This window comes from Streptomyces roseolilacinus (assembly GCF_014649335.1).
Taxonomy (GTDB): Bacteria; Actinomycetota; Actinomycetes; order Streptomycetales; family Streptomycetaceae; genus Streptomyces; species Streptomyces roseolilacinus.
Genome location: NZ_BMSV01000001.1, coordinates 161,791 through 188,639 on the forward strand (window position 1 = coordinate 161,791; position 26,849 = coordinate 188,639).

At 75.8% G+C, this 26,849-nt stretch carries 22 protein-coding genes; 10 read left to right on the forward strand and 12 right to left on the reverse strand.

Annotated features, from left to right (window positions below; genetic code table 11):
- The first annotated feature begins 54 nt into the window (after nucleotides 1-54).
- From IE106_RS00690 to IE106_RS00705, 4 genes are read left to right on the forward strand one after another with little or no spacing between them, the layout of a single operon-like run.
- Entirely contained in the window at nucleotides 55-888 is an 834-nt protein-coding gene (locus tag IE106_RS00690; RefSeq protein ID WP_229839902.1) for a hypothetical protein, read from the forward strand.
- Between the two features lie 41 nt (nucleotides 889-929).
- On the forward strand, nucleotides 930-2,201 hold the full coding sequence (locus IE106_RS00695) for an ATP-binding protein (protein ID WP_229839903.1): 1,272 nt from the start codon (nucleotides 930-932) through the stop codon (nucleotides 2,199-2,201).
- A gap of 59 nt (nucleotides 2,202-2,260) precedes the next feature.
- A complete protein-coding gene (locus IE106_RS00700; RefSeq protein ID WP_189529249.1) occupies nucleotides 2,261-3,670 on the forward strand; it encodes an FtsW/RodA/SpoVE family cell cycle protein in 1,410 nt (469 codons plus the stop codon).
- Entirely contained in the window at nucleotides 3,667-5,136 is a 1,470-nt protein-coding gene (locus tag IE106_RS00705) for a penicillin-binding transpeptidase domain-containing protein (protein WP_189529250.1), read from the forward strand. Before IE106_RS00700 ends, IE106_RS00705 begins: the two co-directional genes overlap by 4 nt.
- A gap of 132 nt (nucleotides 5,137-5,268) precedes the next feature.
- On the opposite strand, the gene IE106_RS00710 is transcribed toward IE106_RS00705, so the two are convergent.
- Nucleotides 5,269-6,375 carry a ferritin-like domain-containing protein gene (locus IE106_RS00710; RefSeq protein ID WP_189529251.1) on the reverse strand — a complete coding sequence of 369 codons (1,107 nt, stop codon included), beginning with the start codon at nucleotides 6,373-6,375 and terminating at the stop codon, nucleotides 5,269-5,271.
- Nucleotides 6,376-6,546: 171 nt separating this feature from the next.
- Here IE106_RS00710 and IE106_RS00715 point away from each other — a divergent pair, with 171 nt between their 5' ends.
- The 4 genes from IE106_RS00715 (at nucleotide 6,547) to IE106_RS00730 (ending at nucleotide 9,942) form a co-directional block, all read left to right on the forward strand.
- Nucleotides 6,547-7,482: an AurF N-oxygenase family protein gene (locus tag IE106_RS00715; RefSeq protein ID WP_189529252.1), complete on the forward strand. Its 936-nt coding sequence runs from the start codon at nucleotides 6,547-6,549 to the stop codon at nucleotides 7,480-7,482.
- A gap of 195 nt (nucleotides 7,483-7,677) precedes the next feature.
- The gene (locus IE106_RS00720; RefSeq protein WP_189529253.1) at nucleotides 7,678-8,400 is read left to right on the forward strand and encodes a TetR/AcrR family transcriptional regulator; all 723 of its coding nucleotides are present in this window, start codon (nucleotides 7,678-7,680) and stop codon (nucleotides 8,398-8,400) included.
- Between the two features lie 10 nt (nucleotides 8,401-8,410).
- Nucleotides 8,411-8,707: a DUF8847 domain-containing protein gene (locus tag IE106_RS00725; RefSeq protein WP_189529254.1), complete on the forward strand. Its 297-nt coding sequence runs from the start codon at nucleotides 8,411-8,413 to the stop codon at nucleotides 8,705-8,707.
- Nucleotides 8,708-8,865: 158 nt separating this feature from the next.
- Complete coding sequence (locus IE106_RS00730) at nucleotides 8,866-9,942, forward strand: C40 family peptidase (protein WP_189529255.1); 1,077 nt, start codon at nucleotides 8,866-8,868, stop codon at nucleotides 9,940-9,942.
- 3 nt (nucleotides 9,943-9,945) lie between these two features.
- Here IE106_RS00730 and IE106_RS00735 read toward each other — a convergent pair whose 3' ends face one another.
- The 5 genes from IE106_RS00735 to IE106_RS00755 all read right to left on the reverse strand — a co-directional run bounded on the left by IE106_RS00735 (nucleotide 9,946) and on the right by IE106_RS00755 (nucleotide 15,506).
- Nucleotides 9,946-11,181 (reverse strand): styrene monooxygenase/indole monooxygenase family protein, encoded by a 1,236-nt coding sequence (locus IE106_RS00735; RefSeq protein WP_189529256.1) that lies wholly within the window; start codon nucleotides 11,179-11,181, stop codon nucleotides 9,946-9,948.
- Nucleotides 11,182-11,256: 75 nt separating this feature from the next.
- Nucleotides 11,257-11,871 (reverse strand): GTP-binding protein, encoded by a 615-nt coding sequence (locus tag IE106_RS00740; RefSeq protein WP_189529257.1) that lies wholly within the window; start codon nucleotides 11,869-11,871, stop codon nucleotides 11,257-11,259.
- Nucleotides 11,852-12,244, reverse strand: coding sequence for a DUF742 domain-containing protein (locus tag IE106_RS00745; RefSeq protein ID WP_189529258.1), 393 nt, complete (start codon nucleotides 12,242-12,244; stop codon nucleotides 11,852-11,854). The genes IE106_RS00740 and IE106_RS00745 overlap by 20 nt, the downstream gene beginning before the upstream one ends.
- Nucleotides 12,241-12,750, reverse strand: a complete 510-nt coding sequence (locus tag IE106_RS00750) for a roadblock/LC7 domain-containing protein (protein WP_189529259.1) — start codon at nucleotides 12,748-12,750, stop codon at nucleotides 12,241-12,243. Before IE106_RS00750 ends, IE106_RS00745 begins: the two co-directional genes overlap by 4 nt.
- Nucleotides 12,747-15,506 carry a sensor histidine kinase gene (locus IE106_RS00755; RefSeq protein ID WP_229839904.1) on the reverse strand — a complete coding sequence of 920 codons (2,760 nt, stop codon included), beginning with the start codon at nucleotides 15,504-15,506 and terminating at the stop codon, nucleotides 12,747-12,749. Before IE106_RS00755 ends, IE106_RS00750 begins: the two co-directional genes overlap by 4 nt.
- A 452-nt stretch (nucleotides 15,507-15,958) precedes the next feature.
- Between IE106_RS00755 and IE106_RS00760 the strand changes: the two genes are divergently transcribed.
- A complete protein-coding gene (locus IE106_RS00760; RefSeq protein WP_189529261.1) occupies nucleotides 15,959-16,741 on the forward strand; it encodes a protein phosphatase 2C domain-containing protein in 783 nt (260 codons plus the stop codon).
- A gap of 64 nt (nucleotides 16,742-16,805) precedes the next feature.
- Here the strand turns inward: IE106_RS00760 and IE106_RS00765 are convergent, their stop codons facing one another.
- The 5 genes from IE106_RS00765 to IE106_RS00785 all read right to left on the reverse strand — a co-directional run bounded on the left by IE106_RS00765 (nucleotide 16,806) and on the right by IE106_RS00785 (nucleotide 23,008).
- Complete coding sequence (locus IE106_RS00765; RefSeq protein ID WP_189529262.1) at nucleotides 16,806-17,321, reverse strand: MarR family winged helix-turn-helix transcriptional regulator; 516 nt, start codon at nucleotides 17,319-17,321, stop codon at nucleotides 16,806-16,808.
- A gap of 80 nt (nucleotides 17,322-17,401) precedes the next feature.
- Entirely contained in the window at nucleotides 17,402-17,875 is a 474-nt protein-coding gene (locus IE106_RS00770; protein WP_189529263.1) for an NUDIX hydrolase, read from the reverse strand.
- A gap of 239 nt (nucleotides 17,876-18,114) precedes the next feature.
- Nucleotides 18,115-19,299 carry a sensor histidine kinase gene (locus IE106_RS00775; RefSeq protein ID WP_189529264.1) on the reverse strand — a complete coding sequence of 395 codons (1,185 nt, stop codon included), beginning with the start codon at nucleotides 19,297-19,299 and terminating at the stop codon, nucleotides 18,115-18,117.
- On the reverse strand, nucleotides 19,296-19,970 hold the full coding sequence (locus tag IE106_RS00780) for a response regulator (protein WP_229839906.1): 675 nt from the start codon (nucleotides 19,968-19,970) through the stop codon (nucleotides 19,296-19,298). The genes IE106_RS00775 and IE106_RS00780 overlap by 4 nt, the downstream gene beginning before the upstream one ends.
- 173 nt (nucleotides 19,971-20,143) lie before the next feature.
- Nucleotides 20,144-23,008, reverse strand: coding sequence for a M4 family metallopeptidase (locus IE106_RS00785; RefSeq protein WP_189529265.1), 2,865 nt, complete (start codon nucleotides 23,006-23,008; stop codon nucleotides 20,144-20,146).
- 190 nt (nucleotides 23,009-23,198) lie between these two features.
- Between IE106_RS00785 and IE106_RS00790 the strand changes: the two genes are divergently transcribed.
- Nucleotides 23,199-24,173 carry a helix-turn-helix domain-containing protein gene (locus tag IE106_RS00790; RefSeq protein WP_189529266.1) on the forward strand — a complete coding sequence of 325 codons (975 nt, stop codon included), beginning with the start codon at nucleotides 23,199-23,201 and terminating at the stop codon, nucleotides 24,171-24,173.
- Nucleotides 24,174-24,384: 211 nt separating this feature from the next.
- Here the strand turns inward: IE106_RS00790 and lon are convergent, their stop codons facing one another.
- Nucleotides 24,385-26,817 (reverse strand): endopeptidase La, encoded by a 2,433-nt coding sequence (gene lon / locus IE106_RS00795; protein WP_189529267.1) that lies wholly within the window; start codon nucleotides 26,815-26,817, stop codon nucleotides 24,385-24,387.
- Nucleotides 26,818-26,849 lie beyond the last annotated feature (32 nt).

Below are 26,849 nucleotides of genomic sequence, written 5' to 3' on the forward strand. Positions count from 1 at the left end.
CCGGAAGTCGTAGGGTCTGCGCAGCACCCCCCGACCCCAGGAGCACCGAGGACCGTGACCCCGCACCGCCGCCGCCCCGCCGCGCGCCGCGCGGCCCGTCTGGTGCCGCCCGTCGCGGCCGCCGCGCTGCTCCTCCCGCTGGTGGCGTGCGGGAGCGCGGGCGAGCTGCGCAGCGCGGGCGCCACCCCGACCGCCGTGGGCCCGGTCCGGCTGTGGCCCGACCTGCCGCCGGTGACGGCGCCGCCGGTCGACTACGGGGAGAACGACACCCAGCGCGTGCCGGGGGTGCGGGTGCCGGACGGCGACGTGCGCCGGGTCGACCCGGTGGCGGTGGTGCGCGCCGAACTGGAGGCGAGCCCGGACCGGTACAGCGGCGCGGACGGCATGGACGACGCGACCGCGCGGGCCGTGCGGCGGTGCGGCACGGAGCCGGCGGCGTGCCCGGTCCTCGCCCCGTACCACCGGGACCTGACGGGGGACGGCGAGGAGGAGCTGGTCGTCGGGATCCGGATGACGGGCCGGCTGGTGGCGGTGCGCTGCTACCTGCCGGAGGGCGGCGGGCTGACCCGCATCATGTCGACGGTCGAGCAGCTGGTCAGCGTGGAGCTGGCGGGCCGGGACCTGATCCTGCGGGCGGTGTCGGCGGGCTTCCCGGGCTACGAGTACCGCACGGCGTGGTCGTGGGACGCGCAGCAGCGGACCATGCTGCCCGCGCGGGACGAGATCGTACGGGTCAAGCCGACGCCGCCCCGCCCGGGGGCGCTTCCGGCACCGGACGCGGGAGGGGAGCCGGACGCGGACGCCGAGCCGGAGCCGGAGGTCGCGCCCGGGGCGGACGCGGTGTCCGGGGCGGGCGCCGGCCGGGCACCGGGGGCGGGGGCCCGGTGAGCGCCGTCCGCGCGTGCCCGGTCCGGCGGCGGGTGCGGGGCGTGCCGCGCCGTCCCGCCTGGACGGCGACGCTGACGTGGAAGGCGGCCGTCTTCATCACGCTCATGTGCTGTGCGCTGGCGGCGCTGCTGGGCGCGCTGGTGCACGTGTCGGTGACGCGGCAGACCGTGGACGCGTCCCGTGAGAAGGCGCTGTCCCGGCTGGAGGACGTGACGCGCGCGTACGAGGCGGGGGAGCCGCTGCCGCCGTTCGCGGGCGTCGACCCGGTCGGCCTGCCGCCCTCGCTGCGGGATTTGGCGACGCGGGGCAGCCGGGGCACGGTGGTCGCCGACCACGAGGGGCGGCCGACGATGTGGGCGGCGGGCCCGGCGGACGGGCGGGCCCTGGCCGTCCGCGTGGACTACTCGCTGAGCGCGCGCACCATCGGCGGCCTGGACCAGGCGATCCTCGGGTCGTCGGTGCTGGCGATCGGGGCGACGCTGCTGGTCGGCTCGTTCGCGGTGACGCGGGTGACGCGGCGGCTGCACCTGACGGCGCAGGTGGCGCGGCGGATCAGCGCGGGCGACCTGGACGCGCGGGTCGACGACCCCCGGACGAAGGACCCGTCGCGGCCGCAGGACGAGGTCGCGACCGTGTCGGGCGCGCTGGACACGATGGCGTCCTCGCTCCAGGGCAAGCTGCTGAGCGAGCAGCGGTTCACGGCGGACGTGGCGCACGAGTTGCGGACCCCGCTGACGGGGCTGTCGGCGGCGGCCGAGCTGCTGCCGCCGGGCCGGCCGTCGGAGCTGGTGCAGGACCGGGTGCGGGCCCTGCGGGCGCTGACGGAGGACCTGTTGGAGATCTCGCGCCTCGACGCGGGCGGCGAGCGGGTGGACCTGGACGTGTACGCGCTGGGGCCGCTGGCCGAGCGGGTGGTGCGGGCCTCGGGCGTGGGGGCGCGGGTGCGGATCGTCCGCGACGCGCGGGTGGAGACCGACCGGCGGCGCCTGGAGCGGGTCCTGGGCAACCTCCTGGCCAACGCGCACAAGCACGGCCGGCCGCCGGTCGTGCTGACCGTCGACGGGCCGGTGGTGACGGTCCGCGACCACGGCGAGGGGTATCCGGCGTACCTGCTGGAGCACGGGCCGCAGCGGTTCCGCACGGAGAGCGGGAGCAAGGGGCACGGGCTGGGGCTGACCATCGCGCGCGGCCAGGCGGCGGTGGTCGGCGCCGAGCTGGTGTTCGCGAACCCGCCGGGCGGCGGCGCGGAGGCCCGGCTCACCCTCCCGGAGTACGTGGACCTCACGGCGGAGGACGGCGAGGAGCCCCGGTGACGGCGCGGCGCGGTGTGACATAAGGGACATATCACCAACGGCTTGCTACGTTGCGGAGCATGACCGCAGCGACGACGCACCCCCCGCCGCCCCGGGTGCGTCCCCCCAAGCGGCGCGGCGTGGAGTTCTCGCTGCTGTGCTGCGCCGTGCTGTGCTCCATGTACGGCTACGCCGGCGTGGGCCTCGCCCGCAGCGGCGCCGTGCCGCACGACGTCGCCGGGTACGGGGCCGGCCTCGGCCTGCTGGCGCTGACGGGCCATCTGGCGGTGCGCTTCGGCGCCCCGTACGCCGATCCGCTGCTGCTGCCCGTCGCGCTCCTGCTGAACGGCCTGGGGCTGGTCCTGATCTACCGCCTCGACCTGGAGACCCCCGCCGACCAGGCGGCGCCCACCCAGCTGGTGTGGTCGGCGCTCGGCGTGGCGCTGTTCGCGCTCGTGGTGGTGTGCCTGCGCGACCACCGGCTGCTCCAGCGGTACGCGTACCTGTCGGTGGCCGCCGCGCTCGTCCTGCTGACCGTGCCGATCTTCTTCCCCGCCGTGAACGGGGCGCGGATCTGGATCCGGGCCGGCGGGCTGTCCTTCCAGCCGGGCGAGTTCGCCAAGGTCCTGCTCGCGGTGTTCTTCGCCGCGTACCTGGCCGCGAACCGCACCGCGCTCGCCCACACGGGCCGCAGGCTGTGGCGCGTGCGGCTGCCGGCCGGCCGGGTGCTGGGGCCGGTCGTCGCGGTGTGGCTGATCAGCGTGGGCGTGCTGGTCCTGGAGCGGGACCTCGGCACGTCGCTGCTGTTCTTCGGCCTGTTCGTGGTCCTGCTGTACGTGGCGACGGGGCGCACCGGCTGGATCGCGGTCGGGCTGCTGCTCGCCGGGGCGGGCGCCTGGGCGGTGGGCGCGCTCGAACCGCACGTCCACGGGCGGGTGGAGGACTGGCTGCACCCGTTCGCGTCGATCGAGGCGGGCCGGGGGCCGGGGCAGCTGGCGCAGTCGCTGTTCGCGTTCGCGGCGGGCGGGATGTTCGGGTCGGGCCTGGGCCTCGGCCACTCGTCGCTCATCGGCTTCGCCGCCAAGTCGGACTTCATCCTCGCCACCGCGGGCGAGGAGCTGGGCCTCGCCGGCCTCACCGCGCTGTTCCTGCTGTACGCGCTGCTCGTCGCGCGCGGCTACCGCTCCGGGCTCGCGCTGCGCGACCCGTTCGGCCGGCTGCTGGCGACCGGGCTGGCGTCGATCCTGGCGCTCCAGGTCTTCGTCATCGCGGGCGGGGTGATGGGGCTGATCCCGCTGACCGGGATGGCGATGCCGTTCCTCGCGCAGGGCGGCTCGTCCGTCGTCACCAACTGGATCACGGTGGCGCTGCTGATGCGCGTGAGCGACTCCGCCCGCACCCCCTCCCCCGGCCCCGGCGGCGACGTCCCCGCCGCCGAGCCGGACGTGACCGCCGTGCTCGTGCCGCCCGTGCGGGAGGGCGCCCGGTGACGGCGTACATCCGCCGCGCCGCGGCCCTGTCCCTGGTCCTCCTGGTGGCCCTGCTGGCCAACGCGGCGCGCGTCCAGGTCCTCCAGGCGGACCGGCTCGACGGCAACCCGGCCAACCGCCGCACCGTGCTGTCCCGGTACGCCGAGCCGCGCGGCGACATCCTCGTCGAGGGCCGCCCGGTCACCGGGTCGAAGGACACCGGCCAGCTCCTGCGGTACGAGCGCACGTACACCGACGGCCCCCTGTACGCGCCGGTCACCGGCCACGCCTCGCAGACGTACGGCACGACGCTCGTGGAGGACGCCGAGGACGCCGTCCTGTCCGGCACCAGCCCGCGCCTGTCCCCGCTCCCCCCGTGGAGCGGCCTCGCCCCCGGCCGCCGGCCGGGCGGCCGGGTGGCCACCACCATCAGGTCCGCCCTCCAGCAGGCCGCGTACCGGGGCCTGGCGGGGCGGCGCGGCGCGGTCGTCGCGCTGGAGCCGTCCAGCGGCCGCGTCCTGGCCCTGGTGTCCAGCCCGTCGTACGACCCCGGCGTGCTGTCCGGCACGGGCAGCGAGGTGGCCACGGCGTGGGCGCGGCTCAACACGGCGCCGGACCGGCCGATGCTGAACCGGGCGCTGCGGGAGACGTACCCGCCCGGGTCCACCTTCAAGATCGTGACCGCCGCGGCGGCGCTGGACGCCCGCGTCGTCACGGACGTGCACGCGCCGACCGGCACCCCCGACCCGTACCCGCTGCCCGGCACGCGCACGCTGCTGCCGAACGAGGCGAACGGCTGCGCCGACGCCTCCCTGGCGTACGCGATCCGCTGGTCGTGCAACACGGTGCTGGCCCGGCTCGGCGTCGAGGTCGGCCAGTCCCGGCTGCTGCGGACGGCGCGCGCGTTCGGCTTCAACGACCCGGACCTGCGCATCCCCTCGCGCGTGGCGCGGTCCCACATCGACACGGACATGTCCCCGGACCGGCTGGCGCTGTCGGCGATCGGCCAGTACGACACGAGGGCGACGCCGCTGCAGATGGCGATGGTCGCGTCGGCCGTCGCGGGCGACGGGGAGCTGGCCCGCCCCTACCTGGTCGAGTCGACGGCCACGGCGGGCGGCGGCCTCGTCGGGCGGACGCCCCGGCGCACGTACGCCCGGGCGATGGAGCCGTCGACGGCGCGGCGGCTGCGGGAGCTGATGGTCGACGTGGTCGAGCGGGGCTCGGGCAGCAACGCGGGCATCGAGGGCGCGGAGGTCGGCGGCAAGACCGGCACCGCGCAGCACGGCATGGGCAACCAGGGCACGCCGTACGCGTGGTTCATCGGCTGGGCCCGCGCGGCCGGCGCGGCCCGGCCGGCCGTCGCGGTGGCGGTGGTCGTGGAGGACGCGGCGGCGCGGCGCGAGGAGATCAGCGGCGGCGGGAGCGCGGCCCCGATCGCCCGCTCGGTGATGGAGGCGGCGCTGGTGCCGGACCGGGGGCCGTGACCGCTCCCCCGCGGCGGGGCGCGGCGGGCACCGCCCGGCACCGCCCGGTACCGCCGGAGCGCCGACGCGGACGGCCGGACGTCCTTCGGCGGGCGCGCGCCGGGCCGACCCCGCCCGCGCCCGGGTCCCCGGCTACGCCGTCGCACCGTCCGCGATCGCGTCCGTGACCTCGGCGACGCGCTCGGCCTCCTCCTTGGCGAAGCGCTCGGCGTCGAGGCGCTCGGCGATCTCCTCGTCCTGGGCCATCAGCAGGTCGAGGCTGGAGTCGCCCAGGTCGAAGACGCCCATGTCGAGGTAGGCCTTCTGCAGCCGCTCGCCCCACAGGCCGATGTCCTTGACGCACGGCACGATCCTGCTGAACAGCAGCTTGCGGAACAGCTGCAGGAACTCCGACCGCTCCGACATCTCCTCGGCCTCCCGCTTCGGGATGCCGAAGTTCTCCAGCACCTCCACGCCCCGCAGCCGGTCGCGCATCAGGTAGCAGCCCTCGATGACGAACTCCTCGCGCTCGCGCAGTTCGGCGTCGGTCAGCTGCCGGTAGTAGTCGCGCAGGGCCATCCGGCCGAACGCCACGTGCCGGGCCTCGTCCTGCATGACGTACGCGAGGATCTGCTTGGGCAGCGGCTTGTTCGTGGTGTCGCGGATCATGCCGAAGGCGGCGAGGGCCAGGCCCTCGATGAGGACCTGCATGCCGAGGTAGGGCATGTCCCAGCGGGAGTCGCGGAGGGTGTCGCCGAGCAGCGACCGGAGGTTGTCGTTGATCGGGTAGAGCATCCCGATCTTCTCGTGGAGGAAGCGGCCGTAGACCTCGGCGTGCCGGGCCTCGTCCATCGCCTGGGTGGCGGAGTAGAACTTCGCGTCCAGGTCGGGGACGGCCTCGATGATGCGGGCCGCGCAGACCATGGCGCCCTGCTCGCCGTGGAGGAACTGGCTGAACTGCCAGGACGCGTAGTGGCGGCGCAGGTCGCCCCGGTCCTTCTCGGTCATCTTCGCCCAGTGGCGGGTGCCGTGGACCGTCATGGCCTCGTCGGGGGTGCCGAGGGGGTCGTACGGGTCGACCTCCAGGTCCCAGTCGATGCGCCGGGCGCCGTCCCACTGCTTGTCCTTGCCCTTCTGGTAGAGGGCAAGGAGGCGGTCGCGGCCCTCGTCGTACTCCCAGGAGAAGCGGGCGGCTCCCGAGGCGGGGACCTGCCAGTCCGCGGATCCCGGGTCGTTGGCGTACAGGTCGAGCGTCGACACAGGGGGGCTCCTTCGCGTCGTTGCGGGTACGGGACCTCCGAGGGGCAGATTCCATCCTGCTAGACGAGGGGTCAACAAGTCGCGCCGAAGGGATTGACGGGCTTACTGACACGCAGTCTCATAAGGGGGCGACCGCACGACCCCGAAGCCGACTGCGAGGTGGCCGAGACCATGACGACCGTGTCCGAACCCGATCTGCGCCTGCTGCGCGACGCGCTGGGCCCGCTCCGGGACCGCGAGCAGGTCGCCGCGCGGCTGCTGGAGTCCTCCGCCAAGCACTCCTTCGACCCCGACACCGAGCTCGACTGGGACGCGCCGTTCGAGGACGGCAAGTGGTTCTGGCCCCCGGAGCTGGTCTCCCTCTACGACACGCCCCTGTGGCGGAAGATGTCCGAGGAGCAGCGGATGGACCTCGCCCGGCACGAGGCCGCCTCGCTCGCGTCGCTGGGCATCTGGTTCGAGATCATCCTGATGCAGCTGCTGGTCCGGCACATCTACGACAAGTCGGTGACCAGCAACCACGTCCGGTACGCGCTCACCGAGATAGCGGACGAGTGCCGCCACTCCATGATGTTCGCCCGGCTCATCGAGAAGGGCGGCGCCCCGGCCTACCCGGTGCCCCGCGTCTACCACAACATGGCGCGGGTCCTGAAGACCGTGTCCACCACGCCCGGTTCGTTCGCGGCGACGCTGCTGGGCGAGGAGATCCTCGACTGGATGCAGCGGCTCACCTTCCCGGACGAGCGCATCCAGACCCTGGTGCGCGGCGTGACCCGCATCCACGTGGTGGAGGAGGCCCGGCACGTCCGCTACGCGCGCGAGGAACTGCGCCGCCAGATGGTCACGGCGCCGCGCTGGGAGCAGGAGTTCACCCGGCTCAGCTGCGGTGAGGCGGCCCGCGTCTTCTCGGTCTGCTTCGTCAACCCGCGGGTGTACGAGAACGTCGGCCTCGACCGCCGCGAGGCCGTCGCCCAGGTGCGGGCGAGCGGCCACCGCAGGGAGGTCATGCAGAGCGGCGCCAAGCGCCTGACGGACTTCCTCGACGACATCGGCGTGCTGCGGGGCGCGGGCCGCCGGCTGTGGAAGAGCTCGGGACTGCTGGCCTAGGACGCACGGGCCGCCGGCCCGGGGCGCACGGGCCGCCGGCCGTGGAGGACCTCGGGACCGCCGGCCCGGGACGCGCGGGCGGTGCGCCCCGGCGGGGTTCCCGGCCCCCATGCGGCCGGCGCCGTCGTGGCCGGACGTCGCCGGGAGCCGGCCGGGGCACTGATCCCGTACACCCGGCGGGGTTACCCTGCGGACATGACCAGTGCCGCCACGCCCGCGTACCGCCGGCTCAGCGTCGAGGAACGGCGGGCCCAGCTCCTGGCCGCCGCGCTGTCGCTGTTCGCCCACCGGGCGCCCGAGGACGTGTCGCCGGACGACGTCGCGGAGGCGGCGGGGGTGTCCCGGCCGCTGGTGTACCGGTACTTCCCCGGCGGCAAGCAGCAGCTGTACGAGGCCGCGCTGCGCTCCGCCGCCGACCGCCTGGAGCTGTGCTTCGCCGAGCCGCCCGAGGGCCCGCCCACCGAGCGGCTCACCCGGGTCCTGGACCGGTACCTGGCGTTCGTCGACGAGCACGACGCCGGGTTCGCCGCCCTGCTCCGGGGCGGCAGCGTCGCGGAGACGTCCCGGACGACGGCGATCGTGGACGAGGTGCGGCGGGCCGCCGCCGAGCAGATCCTCCTCCACCTCGGCGTACCGGACCCCGGGCCCCGGCTGCGGCTGATGGTGCGCACCTGGATCGCCTCCGTCGAGGCCGCGTCGCTGATCTGGCTCGACGAGGGCAAGTGCCCGCCCCTCGACGAGCTGCGCGGCTGGCTCGTCGACCACCTCGTCGCCCTGCTGGCCGCCACCGCCGCGACGGACCCGCAGACCGCGCGGGTGGTGGAGGGCCTGCTGGCGCTGGAGAGGACCGAGGGCCCCGTGGGGACGCTGGCCCGCCGGGTGGTGCCCGTGGTGGGCGGGGCCGCGCACCTGCTGTGAGACTGGCGGGGTGCGAACCGAGAACACCCCCTTCTCCGGCGGCCCCCTCGACGGCCGCGTCCTGCCCGTGCTGACCGGGCCGACGGGACACCCGCCGAAGTGGTACGAGGTCCCCGTCCCCGGCGAGGACGGCGGCCCGCCCACGGTCCACGCCTACCGCCGGGTGCCCGCCGGGTACACGAAACGGCTCGGGCTGCAACGCGGCTGGAAGTACGCGTACGAGCCCGCCGGCCGCGACCGGCGCACCCCCCGGTGGCCCTGGTCGAAGCCGCAGGCCGGCCGGGACGCCCCGGACCGGCCCGCGTAGCCGCCCCGGCCCCCGGCCCCGGCGGGCCCGTTCCCCCGGACCCGTTCCCCCGGACCCGTTCCCCCGGACCGGTGACCGGGTTGGGCCGGTTCGCCCATTCGTCGTTTCCTCCCCTTGTCCGACGACCGATCATCACCCCGTCGACCGGAGGTGGTGGCATGACGTTCCGCAGGGCCGCGGCCGTGTTCGCGCTCGCCTCGTCGCTGGTGCTCGGCGCCCCCGCGCCGCCGCCCGCGGGTGCCGAGGCCGAGTCCGTGTCCGAGCTGCTCACCCGCCTGCGGCTGCTCTACCGGGACGCCGAGGCGGCCGGGGAGGCGTACAACGCCGCCGGGGAGGAACTGGCCGCGCAGGCCGCCGAGGTGCGGCGGCTCGGTGGGGACCTGACGCGCACCCGGGACGCGCTGGCGAGGGCCCGGGACGCGGCCGGACGGCTGGCCCGGGCCCAATACCAGGGCCGCGGCGACCCGTTCCCCGCGCTGCGGCTGCTGTTCTCCGGCGACCCGGACCACGCCCTGGACCAGGCGCTGGTGCTGCGGCGCCTGGCCCGGGAGCGGGCGGCGACGGTGGCCCTGCTGGAGAGCGGGGAGAAGCGGGCGGACGCGGTCGCGACGGCGGCGCGCCGGGCGCTGGACCGCGGGCAGACGCTGGCCGCCGCGCGGCAGCGGGCCCGCGACGACGCGCTGGCGAAGCTGCGGGAGGTGGAGGAGGCCCTGGCCGGGCTGTCGCCCGAGCGGCTCGCGGAGCTGGCCGCGCTGGAACGCGACCGGACGGACCGGGCGCAGCGCGAACTGCTGGACTCCGGGGCACTGGCCGAGGAGGGCGCCCCCTCCGCCCGGGGCGCCGAGGCCGTCGCGTACGCGGCCGGCCAGCTCGGCAAGCCGTACGCGGCGGGCGCGGCGGGCCCCGCCGCCTTCGACGACTCGGGGCTGACCGCGCGGGCGTGGGCGGCGGCGGGCCGGCCGCTGCCGCGCACCGGCCCGGAGCAGTGGCGGACGCTGCCGAAGGTCCCGCTGCGGTCGCTGCGCCCCGGGGACCTGGTGGTGTACTTCCCGGAGGCCACGCACGTGGCGCTGTACGTGGGCGGCGGCCGGGTCGTACACGCGCCCCGGCCCGGTGCCGCCGTGGCCGTGTCGCCGCTCGCCGCGCTCCCGGTGCTGGGCGCGGTACGGCCCGACGCCGGCGCCCCGCCCCTGGCGGCGTACGCCCCGCCGGCCCTGGGGGGCGGCGGGGCGTGAGGGTCACGCCGGGGCGGCGGACTCCAGGAAGGCGGCGGTCTTCTCCGGCTCGTAGAGGAAGTTCTCGAAGTCGGCCGGGTCGTTGAAGCCGTTCGCGAAGCGGTGGGCGACGGCGGGGAGTTCCTGGCCCGCGCCGATCAGCCGGAGCACGTGCTCCGGCGGGACGCCCAGCATCGCGTTGGTCCACTTGGTGACGTGCCGGGCGGTCTCCCAGTAGCGGTCGAACGTGGCCTGCATCCACGCCTCGTCGAACGGCCGGTCGCCGTGCTCGACGATCGACTCGAGGTAGCGGGCGGCGCACTTGGCGGCGGAGTTGGAGCCCTGCCCGGTGACGGGGTCGTTGGCGACGACGACGTCCCCGACGCCCAGGACGAGGCCGCCGCCGGGGAGGCGCCCGACGGGCTTGCGGACCGTCGGCGCGTACCGGCCGGCGAGGGTGCCGCCCGCGTCGGTCAGCTCGACCTTGGTGGCGCGGGCGTACTCCCAGGGCGTGAAGCGCTCCATCAGCTCCAGGGTGAGCGCCAGGTGCTCGGCCGGGTCCTTGACGCCCCGGAACACGTCGAGCGGGCCGCCGGGGAGGCCCTCCCAGAAGAGGATGTCGGCGCGGCCGCCGGTGGTGAGGGTCGGCATCACGAACAGCTCGCCGACGCCCGGGACGAGGTTGCAGCGGACCGCGTCGAACTCGGGGTGCTCGGGGCGCGGGCCGAGGCCGTGGACGTACGCCACGGCGAGCGCGCGCTGCGGCTCGGTGAACGGGGAGCGGGCGGCGTCCCGTTCGAACATCGACACCAGCTCGCCCTTGCCGGCGGCGACGAGGACGAGGTCGTACGTGCGGGAGAAGTAGTCCAGGTCGGACACGGCCGCGCCGTGGATGACGAGCTGGCCGCCGCGCTGGGCGAACGTGTCCATCCAGCCGGCCATCTTCACGCGCTGGTCGACGGACTGGGCGTAGCCGTCGAGCCGGCCCACCCAGTCGACGGCGCGGGTGCCGTCGGGGCCGGCGACCGAGACGCCGAGGCCCTCGATGCGCGGGGCCTGCGGCTCCCAGAAGTTGAGGCCGAGGTCCCGCTCGTGCTGGAGCGCCGTGTGGAACATGCACTGCGTGGACATGACGCGCCCGTAGCGGATCTCGTCGGCCGTACGGTTCGACATCAGGGTGACCTCGTACCCCTGTGCCTGGAGACCGAGGGCGAGCTGGAGCCCGGACTGGCCGGCTCCGACGATGAGTATCTTCCGCATCGAGAGGGGGCCTCTTTCCTTGTGGTCGGCCGTGGACGGCGTGGTGGCGGTGACGGACGGGGGCGGGCGGGACCGCTAGGCGGGGGTCTTCTCCAGGGCGCGCATGACGAGCGCGAGCAGCGACTCGACGACGGTGAATCGTTCCCGCGCGTCCATGATCACGATCGGTACGTCGTCCGGAACGGTCAGCGCGTCGCGCACGTCCTCCACCTCGAACCGCTGCGTGCCCTCGAAGTGGTTGACGGCCACCACGTAGGGCAGGCCGCAGCTCTCGAAGTAGTCGAGCGCGGCGAAGCAGTCGGTGAGCCGCCTCGTGTCGGCCATGACGACGGCGCCGATCGCGCCCCGCACCAGGTCGTCCCACATGAACCAGAAGCGCTGCTGGCCCGGGGTGCCGAAGAGGTACAGGACGAGGTCGTCGTCGAGGGTGACCCGCCCGAAGTCCATCGCCACGGTGGTGGTGATCTTGTCGGGCGTGGCGGTGAGGTCGTCGGTGTCCGCGCTGGCCTGGGTCATCAGGGCCTCGGTGCGCAGCGGGGTGATCTCGGAGACCGACCCGACGAACGTGGTCTTGCCGACGCCGAAACCGCCCGCGACGACGACCTTCGTCGCGATCGGGGCCCGTTCCGGGTCGAGCTGCCAGGGTGCCGGTACCTCCTCGTCCGGCAGGTCAGAGACGGCGAAGTCCACTCAGCACCCTTTCCAGCAGTGCGCGGTCGGGGTGACCGGAGCCGTGCCCGGTCCCGTACACACGGAGCTTTCCCTGGTCGGCCAGGTCGCTGATCAGCACCCGTACGACCCCCAGCGGCATCCGCAGCAGCGCGGAGACCTCGGCGACCGTCCGCATCCGGCGGCACACCTGGACGATGGCCCGCATCTCCGGCATGAGCCGCCCGCCGGGCCTGGCGGGCCGTCCCTCCGGCGCGTCGGGCGCGGCGACGAACGTCTCGACCAGCAGGACGTGCCCGAAACGGGTCCGTCCGCCGGTCAGCGAGTACGGGCGGACGCGGGCGGGCCTGCGGCCCTCGCCGCGCACGGGCAGCTTGGCGGTCAGTGCCGTCATCGGCCGTCCTCCATCGTCCTGCGCAGCTCGCTGCGGAGTTCGGGGGTGAGCACGTGCCCGGCGCGGCCCACGAAGAGGGCCATGTGGTACGCGACGACGCTCATGTCGCAGTCGGGCGCGGCGTGCACCCCGAGGAGGGAGCCGTCGCTGATCGACATGACGAAGACGCTGCCCTCCTCCATGGCGACCATCGTCTGTTTGACGGAGCCGCCGTCCATGAGGCGGGCGGCGCCCACCGTCAGGCTGGCGATGCCGGAGACGATGGTGGCGAGGTCGGCGCTGGAGCCCCGGGGGCTGCGCGGCCGGGCCGGGCGGCCGGCGGTGTCATCGCCGGTGCCCGCGTTCGCCGCGTCGGGGTCGGACGACAGCAGGAGCAGGCCGTCCGACGAGACCACGGCGACCGACCGGACGCCAGGCACCTCCTCCACGAGATTGCCCAGCAGCCAGTGCAGGTTGCGTGCCTCGCTGCTCAGTCCTTGGGTGCCGCTGTCGGTCGTCGGACTCAACTGTGTGCCTCCTCGACGGTGTCCCCCGCTCCTGGTTCCGCTTTCCCCGTCCCCGTGATCTCGGCCTCGACGTCGCGCCGGCCTTCCTTGGCCCCCTGGTGGAAGCCGCCGAGCCGGCGGCGCAGTTCCTCGGCGTTGACTCCGCCGGTGCGCTCGGCGCGGCGGGGCCCGGCGTCGACGATCCGGGGCGTCCGCTTCGGCAGGCCCTTGTCGGTGACCCGCTCCCGGGTGGGCCCGTCGTCGGCGGCCCGCTCGTGCTCCCCCGCCCCGTCGGGCGCGGGCAGCCGCACCTGGAGGGTGGCCTCGCGCAGGGCGGGGGCGTCGGCGTCCACGTCGTCGTCGGCGGCGGTGTGGTGCTCGGCCGGCTCGGCGTCCTCCGGCTGGTCACCTTCCGGCTCGGCGTCCTCCGGCTGGGCGTCCTCGCGTCCGGCGTCTGCCCCGGCGTCCTCCGACCCGGTGCTCCCGCCCTCGGCCTCCGGTACGGCCCGCTCGGTCTGCTCGGTCTCCGCTACGGCCTGCCCGGTCTCCGTCGCCGCCGCCTCGGCCGGGGCCTCCGCGCCGTCCGCCGGGGCCTCCGCGGCCGCCGGCCTGCGGGTCGGCAGCGCGTTGGAGTTGGCCTCCGCCACCGAACCCGGCAGGGACACCGTCGGCAGCCCCTCCGCGAGGGCCACCGCCGGGGGCCCGGCCGCCGGCGGGGCGTCCGGCAGGAGCGCCTGCGGGAGGACGACGACGGCCGTCACCCCGCCGTCCTGCTCCGCCCGCAGCTCGACCCGTACGCCGTGGCGCGCCGCGAGCAGCGCGGCCACCCGCAGTCCGAGGCCCTCGCCCTCGGCGGCCCCCTCCTCGCCGCCGGCACCGCCGCGCGGCGAGGCCGCCGCGGCCTCGGCGAGCGCCGGGTCCGCGAGGTGGGCGTTGAGGTCCGCGAGCCGCGCCGGGGTGATCCCGATGCCCTTGTCCCGTACGGACAGCATCACGTCGCCGCCGTCCAGCAGCCATCCGGACAGCTGGACCTGCGCGTCCGGCGGCGAGAACGACGTGGCGTTCTCCAGCAGCTCGGCCAGCAGGTGGCTGACGTCGTCGGCGGCGAACCCCGCCACGTACGCGTGCTGGGGCAGGGACTGGATGGCGACCCGCTCGTACCGCTCGATCTCGCTGACCGCCGCGCGCAGCACGTCGACCAGCGGGACCGGCCCCTGGTGGGCGTGGGCGTGCTCGTGGCCGGCGAGGATCAACAGGTTCTCGCTGTGGCGGCGCATGACCGTGGCCATGTGGTCCAGCTTGAACAGCGTGGACAGCCGCTCCGGGTCCTGCTCGCGGTCCTCCAGCTTCTCGATGACGGTCAGCTGCCGTTCGACGAGGCCGAGGGTGCGCAGGGACAGGTTGACGAACGTGTGGTGGACGCTGTGCCGCTGCCGCTCCAGCTCGGTGGTCAGCCGCTCGGTCTCCTCGCGCAGCTCGGCGTGGCGGGCGGCCAGCTCGGCGGCGGCGCTCTCCCGCTCCTCGTCCCGCGCGGCGCGGGCGCCGAGCTCCCGGAGCCTGCCGTGCAGGGTGTTGAGGGACCGGACGACCTGGGCGAACTCGTCGTTGCGGCCGGTGAACCGGATCGGCTCCTCGCTCTCCGGCGCGGCGGCGACCCGGGCGGCGCCGAGGCGCAGCACGGCGAGCGGGCGGGTGAGCGTACGGGCGACGGCCGTGGAGACGCCGATCGCGACGAGCAGGCAGCCGCCGAGCAGGGCGACCCGCAGCTCCAGGGCGGTGACGTCGTCGTCGCGGAGCCGCTCCATGCGCTCGACCTGGCGGGTGGCCAGGGTCGACTCGACGCCGCGCATCTGCTCGATCCGGGCGGTGAGCGCGGCGGACAGCCGCTCGGGGTCGGTCTTCCGCTCGGCGCGGGTCAGCTGGGGGCCGTCGGCGAGCTTGCCGAGGTGGTCCTCGGCGGCCTTGACCTCGGGGCCGGTGACGGTCGCGGCGAGCGACTCGCGGGTGGCCGCGTCGGCGGTGCTGTCGAAGTCCGCGAGGGAGACCTGCTCGCGCACGCGGGCCCGGTGGGCGGCGGCGCTCAGCTCGTCGCGGGTCCGGGCGGCGGTCCCGGCGCCCGGGTCCTCCTCGGTGACGTAACGGCCGCTGACGGGGTCGTACACGGTGCGCCCGGAGCCGCCGGAGCCGGGCACCGCGAGCGCGGCGAGGAGCAGCCCGCGGGTGGCGGAGGCCTGTTCGACGGCCTGGCCGAGCTCGGCGGGGGCGCGTCCGGGGCCGTCGGCGGCGCGGGCGGGGGTGCGGTCGGCGAGCTGGGCGGCGAGGGCCCGCAGCTTGTCGATGACCTCGGTGTACGCGCGGTGGGCGGTCAGCGCGGTGCCGTCACCGGCGAGGGCGGTGCGGCGCAGGGAGGGCACGTCGGCGAGGGCGCGGCGCACGTCGTCGGGGGCGGCGGCGCGGATCTCCTCGATCTGGCGGTCGACGCGGGCGCTGTGGGTGCCGGACAGGGCGGGCTTCGCGCGGTCCGCGCCCTCACCGGCGCCGTTCGTGCCGTTCTCCGCGTCCCGGCCGTCCCCCGCGGCGGTGCCGCGGCCGGCGGCGATGTACGCGGTGACCTCGTCGCGCTCGTCGGCGAGGGAGTGGGCGAGGGTGACCGCCTGCCGGTTCAGCTCGGCGAAGGTGACCAGGCCCTGCGACTCCGTCAGGTCGGCGGACGTCGTGAGCAGGCCGGGGACCCCGGCGCCGATGACGGTGATGCCGACGAGGGCGACACCGGCCACGAGCCGGTTCCGTACCCGTACGCCGCGGCCGCCCGGAACATGGGGATCGCCGGGAGTGTCACTGCGCTTCTGCACCGGTGCTCACATTCTTGAACTCGTTCGCCCATGAAGCAGAGGTGACGACCGGTCACACATGGAGAGCGCTCCCACCCCTGGTACGGCTTCCGACCATTCCAGCCCTTTTGGGAAGCGAGCACCCCTCGGCCGCTCCGCCACCCGAACGAGTGAACAACACTCCGGAGTTGGCTAACAACTTTCGGCCCCGCGCGCGGAGGGGGTGCGGGGGGCACCGGGTTGGACCTTCCGCGCGGGCTTTGGCAATATGCGCGCCCGCACGCGGCGACGCGCGGCCGAGGACACCCCCGCGCGACCGGACGCACGCCCCTGACCTGCTGGTACGGACCCTTCACGGAGCCTGTTCACCGGTGAAGGAGTCATGCAGACTGGGACGCGTGCACACGGAAACCGCCTCCCTGCCCGGCGACCCCGAACGCCCCAACGAGGACTGGGCCGCCAGCGCGGTTCCGGCCTCCGGCCAGGGCGGTGTCCTGGTGGTCCTGGACGGGGTGACGCCGCCGTCCGTGGACGTGGGTTGTGTGCACCCGGTGCCCTGGTTCACCGCGCGCCTCGGGGGCGCGCTGACCGAACTGTCCGCTTCGCGGCCGGATCTGACCCTGGTGGAGGTCCTGGCGGAGGCAATCCGGCGCACCGCCGAGTCCCACTCCGGCACGTGTGACCTTTCTCACGTCCGTACGCCTCAGGCGACGGTGGTCGTGGCGCGTTGGGACGCGGAGGCCGTGGAGCACCTGGTGCTGTCCGACTCGGTGCTGCTGCTGGAGTCGCCCGGGGGCGCGGTCCGCGCGGTGCGGGACGACCGGCTGGATCTCGTCCCCCCCGAGGTGCTGCGCTCCCACGCGGCGACGGACCGGCTGCGCAACGCGCGGGGCGGCTTCTTCACGGCCGCCGCGGACCCGTCGGTGGCGGTGCGGGCGGTGACCGGGGTGACGCCGCGGTCCGCCGTCCGGGCGGTGGCGGCGCTGACGGACGGGGCGGCGCGGTGGGTGGAGCTGTTCGGCGAGGGCGACTGGGCGGACTGCCTGGGCGTGCTGCGGAAGGAGGGCGCGCGGGGCCTCCTCGACCGGGTCCGGGCGCTGGAGGCGCGGGACGCGGAGGCCGGAGGGGTGCGCCGCTGGAAGCGCCACGACGACGCGACGGCGGTGTACGCCGAGCTGTGAGCCCCCGGGCCGGGGCCTCGGCGCCCCGTCCGCCGGGCGGGCGACGCTCCTTCGGAGGCCCTCCCTAGGGTCGCGGACCGGCGGGGTCCCGGTCCTCGGCGCGGGTGTTGAGCTGGTGGAGCAGCCGGGCCAGTTCCGCCACCTCGGCGCGGTCCCAGCCGGCGAGCTTGCGCACGTACCGGGCGCGGCGGGCGTCGCGGACGCGGCGGAACCGGTCCCGGCCCTCCTCGGTGAGGCGGACGAGGGAGGCGCGGCCGTCGGCCGGGTCGGGCTCGCGGGCGATGAGGCCCAGCTCCTCCAGGGCCCGCAGCTGGCGGCTCATCGTGGCCTTGCCGACGCCGAAGTACCCGGCGAGTCCGGTGGCCCGCTGACCGCCCGCCTCGTCGAGCCGGACGAGCAGTCCGTACGCGGCGGGTTCCAGGTCGGGGTGGACCTCGCGGGCCATCTCGCCGGAGGAGGCGCGGGCGCGGCGCAGGAAGACGGCGAGTTCGCGTTCGAGGGCGAGGTACGCCCGGTCCGCGCCGCCGTCGGCGCTCCGCCCGCCGTGCACCGGTTCGTCGTCCGTACCGCTTTCCCGCATGTCCGCACCCCTCGCGCGTCCCGACCGCCGTACCGCGGCGTGTCCCGCGGCACGGCAAGTATTCCGCAGGGGACGGGCCGTCAGCGCAGGTCGACGGGGCGGGCCGGCGGGCCGTCCCGGCGGACGGCGGCGAGGAGTTCCGGGAGCCGCGGCGGCCACAGCGGCTCGTCGGCGGCGGCCAGCTCGTCCGGCGTCCACCACCGCCAGCGCAGGATCCGGTCCTCGGCGTGGGCGGCGGCGAGGTCGCCGGACGGGTCCCGGCGGGGGGCCGGGGCGGCGGCGAGGAAGATGTGCTCGTACTGGCGGACGGGGACGCCGGCGCGGGTGAAGTCGTGCTCCCACAGGCACAGCGGGGGGCCGACCGCGACGTCGGTCCAGCCGGTCTCCTCGCGCAGCTCGCGCAGGGCGCCCTCGGCCGGCGTCTCGCCCGGTTCGGTGCCGCCGCCGGGCATCGCCCAGTGGACGCCGACTTCCTCGTTGTCGTAGCGGAACAGGAACACGGCGCCGTCGGGGTCGAGCACGGCGACCCGGGCGGCTTTCCTCGGTGTGCGCATCGGCCCAGTCTGCTACGGCGCGGTTCCGGCGCGCCGGCGCACCTCTGCCCCGGTGCCCCGGTACGCCGGAACCTCGTCGACCGGTGCCGTTCCGCGGACGCGCCGGAACGCGGCCGTGGAAGCTCCCCCTTCGAGTCCGCCGGGCCTGGTCGTGGCCCGCCGGAGCCCGGCCGCCCCATCCTGCCGGGCGCGCCGCGGGGGCGTAACCGCCGGTCGGCCCCCTCCGACCGGCGGGCCGTTCACAGCGGCAGGACGGCCCGTACGGTGAAACCGCCCTCCGGGCAGCGCGCCGTCGACAGCGACCCGCCGAGCAGCTCGGCCCGCTCCCGCAGCCCGACGAGCCCGTACCCGCCCCCGGGCAGGTCCGTGCCGGGCGGGTCCGTACCGGGCCGGTCCGTGCCGGGGGCGGTGTCCCGTCCGGGTGCCGGGTCCGGGCCGGGGGGCCGGGTCGAGGGCCGTGCGGGGGCGGGCGGCGGGGAGTTGCGGACCTCCACCGACAGTGAGCGCTCGTCCGGGCCGGGGGCGACGCGCACGGCGACCCGGGCGCCCGGGGCGTGCTTGCGGACGTTGTTCAGGGACTCCTGGACGATGCGGAACACCGCGCACTCCACGTCCGGGGCGGGTGCCGTCCGGGGGGCGGTCACGTCGACCGTGACGTCCAGGAGGCTGTCGCCGGTCAGGTCCCGCAGCCCGTCGAGGCCGGTGCGGCCGGCGGACCGGGCGGCGTCCGGGTCGGAGGCGCGCAGCACGCCGACCATGTCGCGCAGCTCCTCCAGGGCCTGCACGCTGTGGCGGCGGATGCTCTCGGCGGTCTCCCGCTTCCAGGCGTCGGCGGTCTCGGCGGCCCGCAGGGCGCCCGACTGGACGGCGATGATGCCGACGTGGTGGGCGACCGTGTCGTGCATCTCGCGGGCGAGCCGGGCCCGTTCGCGGGCGACGGCGCGCTCCGACTCCAGGCGCTGCTCCCGCTCGCGGGTGGCCGTGAGGTCCGCGAGGCGGGCGCGCAGCTCGGCGCGGGTCGTGGCGAGCAGGCCCAGGGCGGTGGGGCCCACGCTCATCAGGGCGGCCGCCTCGACGGAGGTGAGGATCTCCTGGCGGGTCATCGTGACGAGCTCCCCCACCGGCCAGGGGCAGACCGCCGCCGCGAACACCAGGACGCAGGCCACCGCGGTCCGGCGCCGGGAGCGGCCGGACGCCACCTCGAACATCGCCACCATGGGCGGCAGCCACAGGTGCCCGGTCAGCATCACCGGCAGGGTCGCGCACAGCGTGACCATCGGCAGGCGCCGCCGCAGCGGCAGGGAGAGCAGCGCCGCCGCGCACACGGCGAGGGGCAGGGCGGTGAAGGCCTCGGCGACCGTGAGGAGTTCGGCCACCACGGCGACCGCGAGGACCCGCTCGGCGGTCGAGCGGCGCCACCTCACGGCACGAGCCGCAGCTGGTGCGCCCGTACCGCCGCCTGCACCCTGTTCGCCACGCCCAGCTTGCCGAGGACCGTGCTGACGTGGTCCTTCACCGTGGTCGTCCCGATGAGCAGCCGCCCCGCTATCTCGGAGTTGGACAGGCCCTCCGCGAGGAGGACGAGGACCTCGCGCTCCCGGGGCGTCAGGTCGTCGGCCCCCGGGACGCCGGGCGCGGCCGGCCGGTGCTCGCGCGCCTCGCTCTGCGCGCGTAGATAACCGTCGACGACCGTGCGGGCGACCTTCGGCGCGATGACCCGGCCGCCCGCCGCCAACTCCTTGATCAGGTACTCCAGTTGCTCGGGCGCGGTGTCCTTCAGCAGGAAACCGGCGGCTCCGCCCCGCAGCGCCGCCGACAGGTGCTCGTCCGCGTCGAAGGTGGTCAGCATCGCCACGACGGGCGGATCGGGCAGGGCCCGCAGGTCCGCGAGGACGCTCAGGCCGTCCCGGTCGGGCATGCGGACGTCGAGCAGGACCACGTCCGGCCGGTGCTCGCGCGCCTCGCCGGCCGCCCCCAGGCCCGTGCACACCGCGACGACGCGCGTGCCGTCGAAACCGTCGACGATCCGCCGGAGCCCCTCTCTGATCAGGACCTCGTCATCGACGATCATCACGTGCACTGCTGAACGGTTCATACGGCCGGACCCCACTCAGGCGTTCTGGAGCGCCCTCAGCATAGGCGCTGCGCGCCCCGGCGAGGAGTGGTGCGCCGCGGCGGCGCGAAGCCGTGCGCGGGCCGGGGGAAGGCCCCGGCGCCCAGGGCGCCGGGGCCTTCCGCGAGCGGCGCGGGCCGCCCGGTCGGGGTGCCTCAGCCGCACCGGCCCGCCGGGCGGGCGCGGGTGACCAGGTTCGTCCAGCCGCTCGTGCCGTCCAGCCAGACGACCCGGGTGCCGGAGTCCGCCGCCGGGGAGAGCTGCATGCCCCGGTCGCAGGACATCCGCTGGACGCGGGAGCCGTCCGTGGTGAGCTGCCAGACCTTCGGCAGGTCGGCGTTGACGAGCCGGTCCGCCCCTCCCGCGCCGGCCTGCTCGGCGCTCACGGTGACCGCCGTGTCCGACACGGTGAGGTCGGAGGCGACGAGGGCGCCCGGCTTGTACTCGCTGCTGATGTCGTACGTGCCGGTCCCGTCGGGTCCGGTCCTGCGGATCGTCGTCTGCCCCTCGTCGTCGAGGTTCTCGTCGTTGAGCCAGAAGACGTGGGTGGCGTTGACGCCGGTGCGGCCCAGGGACAGGGGCTCGCCGTGCTGCTCGGCCAGGACGGCCTTCCCGGTGGCCAGGTCGAGGATCTCGACGCCGAGCCGGTCGCCGTCCCCGGTCGGGTACAGCTTGGCGTAGGCGACGCGGCCGTGGCCGACGGACGGCAGGCCGGTGAGCGTGTCCGGGCGGGCGCCGTCGACGTACGTGGGCCGGGGGTCGCCGGCCCGGAGGAAGCCGACGTGGCGGCCGTCGCCGAAGACGTCGTACAGGTCGAAGACGGTCACGCCGCCGGCGACGCGGACGCTGAGCACGTCGGCCTCGGTGGACAGCAGCGTCCTGACCGGGCCGCCGGCGAGCGGCCGGGACAGCACGTCGACGCCCTGCGCGCCGTACGCCGTCCACACCACCGTCCTGCCGTCGGTCGCCGGGTTCACGTGGAAGCGGCCGTCGTTGGGGCTCATCAGCTTCGGCGCGCCCTTGCCGTCGGTGCGGCCGGCGTACACGGAGTACGGCTCCGAGCCGTCGTCGTTCGAGGTCGCGGCGGCCCACCAGCCACCGCCGGCCTGCACCTCCGTGCCGTCCGTGTTCACCTTGCGCAGCAGGGTGTCGGAGTCGGCGCCCAGGGCGTCCTCCCAACCGCGGACGATGCCGTGCGCGGCGAAGGACCGCTTCGCGGTGTCGACCTGCCGGGCCGTCGCGCCCAGCGCGCGGGCGGCGGCGACGACGGCCTCTCGGCCCTCGGTGAAGCCGTCGAGCGGGGTGAGGTACTCGGTGAGCGCCTTGTACACGATCCGGTCGGCGAGCTCGGGGCCGAGGTCCTGGCGCAGGTCCCACAGGGCGCCGGAGAAGATGGTGGAGTTGAGGTGGACGCCGCCGTTGTCGACGCCGAAGGTGACGCCGAGGAAGTCCTTCGCGGTGGTGGCGCCGTCGTCGAGGTCGCGCAGCGCGCAGTCGCGGGGCCCGGCGGTGCGGCAGAGGTCCTCGCCGATCAGGCCGGCGTCGGGGTCGTCCATGGAGCGGCCGGAGCGGTCGACGTCGACGGCGTTGCCGAAGTAGTCGGCGACGGCCTCGTTGAGGGCGCCGGACTGGCCGGCGTAGACGAGGCCGGCGGTGTTCTCGACGACGCCGTGGGTCATCTCGTGCCCGACGACGTCCAGGTCGGCGGAGAGCGGGCGGAACTCGTCGTCGCCGGAGCCATACACCATCTTGGTGCCGTCCCAGAAGGCGTTGACGTACGGCTCCCCGAACGCGGTGACGCCCACCAGGGAGTCGACGGCCGAGCCCCGGCCGTCGAGGCCGGTGCGGCCGTGGCGCTCCTTGTAGTAGTCGAAGACCTGGCCGGCGGCCCAGTGGGCGTCGACGGCCCCCGAGTCGGTGGCCTCCTCGCCGAAGTCGGGCGTGGCGGACGCGAAGGCGCCCAGGTCGGCCGGCCAGGCGCCGAGGACGTCCAGGACGTCCTTGCCGCGGGCGTCCCAGGTGGTGAGCGCGTTCTTGGTGGTGCCGGCCATGCGGACGTGGTCGGACAGCACGTAGGGGCCGTCGGGGGTGGGGCGGTGGACGGCCAGGGGGACCTTGCCGCCGACGAGGCGGACACCGGTGCCGGTGGCGGGCTCGCCGGGTGCGTCCGGCGCGGGGGCGGCCGGCGCGTCCGTGCGCGCGGCGGTGCCCCGCCGGGCGCCGGCGGCCGTCCCGGACGGGACGAGCGTCTTGATGCCGGTGTGCCGGAGGACGGGGTACCCGGCGCGGGCGTCGACGTACACGTGCTGGAGGACCGGTTCGCCGGTCGCGGGGTGCGCGCCGCGCACGGTCACGTGGTACGTGAGCACGCCCCCGCCGCGCGGGACCACCACGAGGCCGGCGGAGGCGCCGCGCAGCGCCCGCCCGTCGGTGCCCGCGTCGCGCCGGGCGCCGTCCGGGCCGGTCCGGGTGAGCCGGTCGCCGGCGAGGCGGGCGAGGGTCGCGGTGACGGCGCGCCGTACGGCGGTCCCCTCGCTCACCGCGGGCCTCGTCCCGACCGTCAGGCCGGTGAAGTACTTGCCGGAGGTGCCCGTGACGGTCCGCCGGCCCCGCTCCGTCTCCATCCGGACGACGTACTGCCCGCCGAGGACGGGCACGCCGCGGTGCCTCTGCTGGAGCCGCACCGTCTCCTCGGCGCCGCGCCGCAGCGTCTGCACGGGGGTGAGGTCGCGCCGCGGCTCGGGGATCCGGTACCGGCGCTGCTGGGCGGCGAGGTGGCCGCGGGCCGCGTCGGCGGGCGCCGCCTTCGCGTCCACCGGGTCGTTCAGGCCGTCCACGAGCGACGGGGTGTCCGTCTCCGGCAGCGGGACGACGTCGGTCCCTGCCGTGGGCGGCCGGGCCTCGGTGGCCCGCGGGACCGCCGGCCGGGTGGGGGCGGCGTGGGCCGCGGGGATCGCGGTGATCAGCAGTCCGGCGGCGAGGAGCGCCGCTCCCCCGGACACGGCCGCCCCCTTCCGCATGCCGGTTCGCGCCGAAGTCTTCCTTGGTTCGCGCACGGTGCGTACCCCTCCTACGTGCTTGGTCAGAGCCGTTTCGGGTGGTCGGGGCCATGCAAGCGGCGCGCCTCGCCCCCGGGCAATGAGCCAACCGCGCGGAGAAGTGGACACGCACACTTGTGTGTCCGGTGAGGGCGCGGTGAGAATCCCACGCATGATCAAGGGGGAATTGCCCCTACTTGGCCTGGGGGAGGCCGAGGAGCGGGCCTATGAGGCATTGCTGCTGGAACGGGCCGGTCACGTCGAGGAGTTGGCGCGGCTCCTCGGTCTGCCGAGGGAGCGGGTGCACACCGCGCTGGAACGGCTGGTGGAGCACGGTTTCGCCCGGCCCCCGGACCCGGCGGACGGGGGCGGGCTGCCGCACCCGGCGGCGCCGGCGGCCGCGATCCGCACGCTGATCGACCGGCGGCAGGCGGAACTGCACCGCAGATCGGCGGAGTTGGAGCGGCTCCGGTTCACGGCCGAACGGCTGGCGGCGGAGCGGGCCGCCCGGGCGGGCGGCGGCGGGTGCGCCGTGGAGCGGGTGACGGGGCGGAGCGCGGCCGACGAGCGGACCGTGCGGCTGCTGGCCGGGGCGGAGCGCGAGGTGCTGTTCATGGACCGGGTGCCCTATGCGGGCCTGGACGTGGGCGGGCTGCTCGCGCGGGGCGTGGAGGTGCGGGCGGTGCTGGACCGGGCGGGCCTCGCGTCGCCGGGGCGGGCGCGGGCGGTGGCCGCGCTGGCGGGGCGGGGACTGCGGGTGCGGGTCGCGGCGGGGGTGCCGACGCGGCTGGTCGCGGTGGACCGGCGGGTGGCGCTGCTGCCGCCGTCGGACGCGGCGGATCCGAGGGCGTACGCGCTGGTGGTCGCCGACGTGCGGCTGCGGGAGGCGCTGGTGCCGCTGTTCGAGGCGGTGTGGGAGCGGGCGTCGCCCTGGGACGGCGACGGGGGGCGGGAGGACGGGTCCGAGCGGCGGGAGCTGCTGCGGCTGCTCGCGGCGGGCCTCAAGGACGAGGCGATCGCCCGCCGGCTGGGCGTCCACGTCCACACGGCCCGCCGCCGCATCAGCCGCCTCCTGGAGGACCTGGACGCCCGTACGCGGTTCCAGGCGGGCGCCCGCGCGACGGCCCGGGGCTGGCTGGACGCGTGAGGGCACCGCGCCCGTCGGAAGGCCGGCGCCCGATGGGAGGGGGCCGGCGGGGGCGGCGCTCGGCGGAAGGCCGGCGCCCGGCGGGAGAGAGCCGGCGCCCGGCGGAATGCCCGCGCCCGCCGCGCCGGGGCGCGGCGGGTGGCCGGGGCGGTGAGCGGGGGTGGCCGGCCCGCGGGGTCCGTACCGGTTCCCGCGGGCCGGCCCGCGGGGGTCAGGCGGCCACGGGCGCCGCCTCCTCGGCCTCCGGGTCCGCGCCGGCGCCGGCGGTCGCCGGGGTCAGGGCGATGTCCAGGACCTGCCGGACGTCCGTCACCGTGTGGACCTCCAGCTTGTCGAGGACCTCGGCGGGCACGTCGTCGAGGTCGGCCTCGTTCCGCTTCGGGATGACGACCGTGGTGATCCCGGCCCGGTGGGCGGCGAGCAGCTTCTGCTTGACGCCGCCGATCGGCAGCACCCGCCCGGTCAGCGACACCTCGCCGGTCATGGCCACGTCCGTCCGCACCAGCCGGCCGCTGAGCAGGGAGGCGAGCGCGGTCGTCATGGTGATGCCGGCGCTCGGCCCGTCCTTCGGCACGGCCCCCGCGGGGAAGTGGATGTGGACGCCCCGGTCCTTGAGGCCGGTGACGGGCAGTTCCAGTTCCGCGCCGTGGGAGCGGAGGAAGGAGAGCGCGATCTGCGCGGACTCCTTCATCACGTCGCCGAGCTGCCCGGTGAGGGTGAGCCCGGCCGCGCCGGTCTCCGCGTCGGCGAGGGACGCCTCGACGAACAGCACGTCCCCGCCCGCGCCGGTGACGGCCAGGCCGGTCGCGACGCCGGGGACGGACGTACGGCGCTCGGCCGGGTCCTGGGCGGACTCGGGCACGTGGTGCGGCCGCCCGATGAGGCCGCGCAGGTCGTCCTCGCCGACGGTGAACGGAAGCTCCCGGTCGCCCAGTTCGGCCTGGGCGGCGACCTTCCGCAGGAGGCGGGCGAGGGACCGCTCCAGGGTCCGCACGCCGGCCTCGCGGGTGTACTCGCCGGCGAGCCGGCGCAGCGCGGCCTCCTCGATCACCACCTCGTCCCGGCCGAGCCCGGCCCGCTCCAGCTGGCGGGGCAGCAGGTGGTCGCGCGCGATGACGACCTTCTCGTCCTCCGTGTAGCCGTCGAGCCGGACCAGTTCCATGCGGTCGAGGAGCGCCTCGGGGATGGCCTCCAGCACGTTCGCCGTGGCGAGGAAGACGACGTCGCTGAGGTCGAGTTCGACTTCGAGGTAGTGGTCGCGGAACGTGTGGTTCTGCGCCGGGTCGAGGACCTCCAGCAGGGCCGCGGCCGGGTCGCCCCGGAAGTCGGAGCCCACCTTGTCGATCTCGTCGAGGAGGACGACGGGGTTCATGGACCCGGCCTCCTTGACGGCGCGGACGATCCGGCCGGGCAGGGCGCCGACGTACGTCCGCCGGTGGCCGCGGATCTCCGCCTCGTCCCGTACGCCGCCGAGCGCGACGCGCACGAACTTCCGGCCCATCGCGTGGGCGACGGACTCCCCCAGGCTCGTCTTGCCCACGCCGGGCGGCCCCACCAGCGCGAGCACGGCGCCGCCGCGGCGCCCGCCGACGACGCCGAGGCCGCGGTCGGCGCGGCGCTTGCGGACGGCGAGGTACTCGGTGATGCGCTCCTTCACGTCCTCCAGCCCGGCGTGCTCGGCGTCGAGGACCTCCTTGGCGCCGCGGATGTCGTACCGGTCCTCGGTCCGCTCGTTCCACGGCATCTCCAGGACCGTGTCGAGCCAGGTGCGGATCCAGGAGCCCTCGGGGGACTGGTCGCTGGCGCGCTCCAGCTTGTCGACCTCCTTGAGGGCGGCCTCCCGGACCTTCTCGGGCAGGTCGGCGCCCTCGACGCGGGCCCGGTAGTCGTCGGTGGCGCCGTCGGGGTCGTCGCCGTTCAGCTCGCGGAGCTCCTTGCGGACGGCTTCGAGCTGGCGGCGCAGCAGGAACTCGCGCTGCTGCCGGTCGACGCCCTCCTGGACGTCCTTGGCGATGGACTCCGCCACGTCCTGCTCGGCCAGGTGCTCGCGGAGCTGCTCGGTGGCGAGCCTCAGCCGCGCGACGGGCTCGGCGGTCTCCAGCAGGGCGACCTTCTGGGCGGTGGTGAGGAAGGGGGAGTACCCGGAGTTGTCCGCCAGGGCGGAGACGTCGTCGATCTGCTGGACGCGGTCGACGACCTGCCAGGCACCGCGCTTGCGCAGCCAGCTGGTGGCGAGGGCCTTGTACTCCTTGACCAGTTCGGTGACGGCTCCGGGCAGCGGGTCGGGCACGGCCTCCTCGACGAGGGCGCCCTCCACCCACAGGGCGGCGCCCGGACCGGTCGTCCCGGCCCCGATCCGCACCCGCGCCCGGCCCCGGATGAGCGCCCCGGGGTCACCGTCGGACAGCCGCCCGACCTGTTCGACCGTCCCGAGGACGCCGGTCCCCGCGTACGTCCCGTCCACCCGCGGCACCAGCAGCACCCGCGGCTTGCCGCTCCCGTCCGGCGCCGCCGCCTGAGCGGCCTCGACGGCGGCGCGCACCTCGTTGTCGGACAGATCCAGCGGCACCACCATGCCCGGCAGTACGACCTCGCCGTCGAGCGGCAGCACGGGCAGGGTGAGCGATGCGGACGTCGATGCCATGATCTCCCCTTCGGCAGTCAAGTTGAGCTACA

Excerpts from the sequence above, each read along its gene's own strand:
- IE106_RS00700 (WP_189529249.1), top strand. The coding sequence starts at position 2,261 with ATGACCGCAGCGACGACGCACCCCCCGCCGCCCCGGGTGCGTCCCCCC.
- IE106_RS00715 (WP_189529252.1), top strand. The coding sequence starts at position 6,547 with ATGACGACCGTGTCCGAACCCGATCTGCGCCTGCTGCGCGACGCGCTG.
- IE106_RS00720 (WP_189529253.1), top strand. The coding sequence starts at position 7,678 with ATGACCAGTGCCGCCACGCCCGCGTACCGCCGGCTCAGCGTCGAGGAA.
- IE106_RS00730 (WP_189529255.1), top strand. The coding sequence starts at position 8,866 with ATGACGTTCCGCAGGGCCGCGGCCGTGTTCGCGCTCGCCTCGTCGCTG.
- IE106_RS00735 (WP_189529256.1), bottom strand. The coding sequence starts at position 11,181 with ATGCGGAAGATACTCATCGTCGGAGCCGGCCAGTCCGGGCTCCAGCTC.
- IE106_RS00745 (WP_189529258.1), bottom strand. The coding sequence starts at position 12,244 with ATGACGGCACTGACCGCCAAGCTGCCCGTGCGCGGCGAGGGCCGCAGG.
- IE106_RS00765 (WP_189529262.1), bottom strand. The coding sequence starts at position 17,321 with ATGCGGGAAAGCGGTACGGACGACGAACCGGTGCACGGCGGGCGGAGC.
- IE106_RS00770 (WP_189529263.1), bottom strand. The coding sequence starts at position 17,875 with ATGCGCACACCGAGGAAAGCCGCCCGGGTCGCCGTGCTCGACCCCGAC.
- IE106_RS00780 (WP_229839906.1), bottom strand. The coding sequence starts at position 19,970 with ATGAACCGTTCAGCAGTGCACGTGATGATCGTCGATGACGAGGTCCTG.
- IE106_RS00785 (WP_189529265.1), bottom strand. The coding sequence starts at position 23,008 with ATGCGGAAGGGGGCGGCCGTGTCCGGGGGAGCGGCGCTCCTCGCCGCC.
- IE106_RS00790 (WP_189529266.1), top strand. The coding sequence starts at position 23,199 with ATGATCAAGGGGGAATTGCCCCTACTTGGCCTGGGGGAGGCCGAGGAG.
- lon (WP_189529267.1), bottom strand. The coding sequence starts at position 26,817 with ATGGCATCGACGTCCGCATCGCTCACCCTGCCCGTGCTGCCGCTCGAC.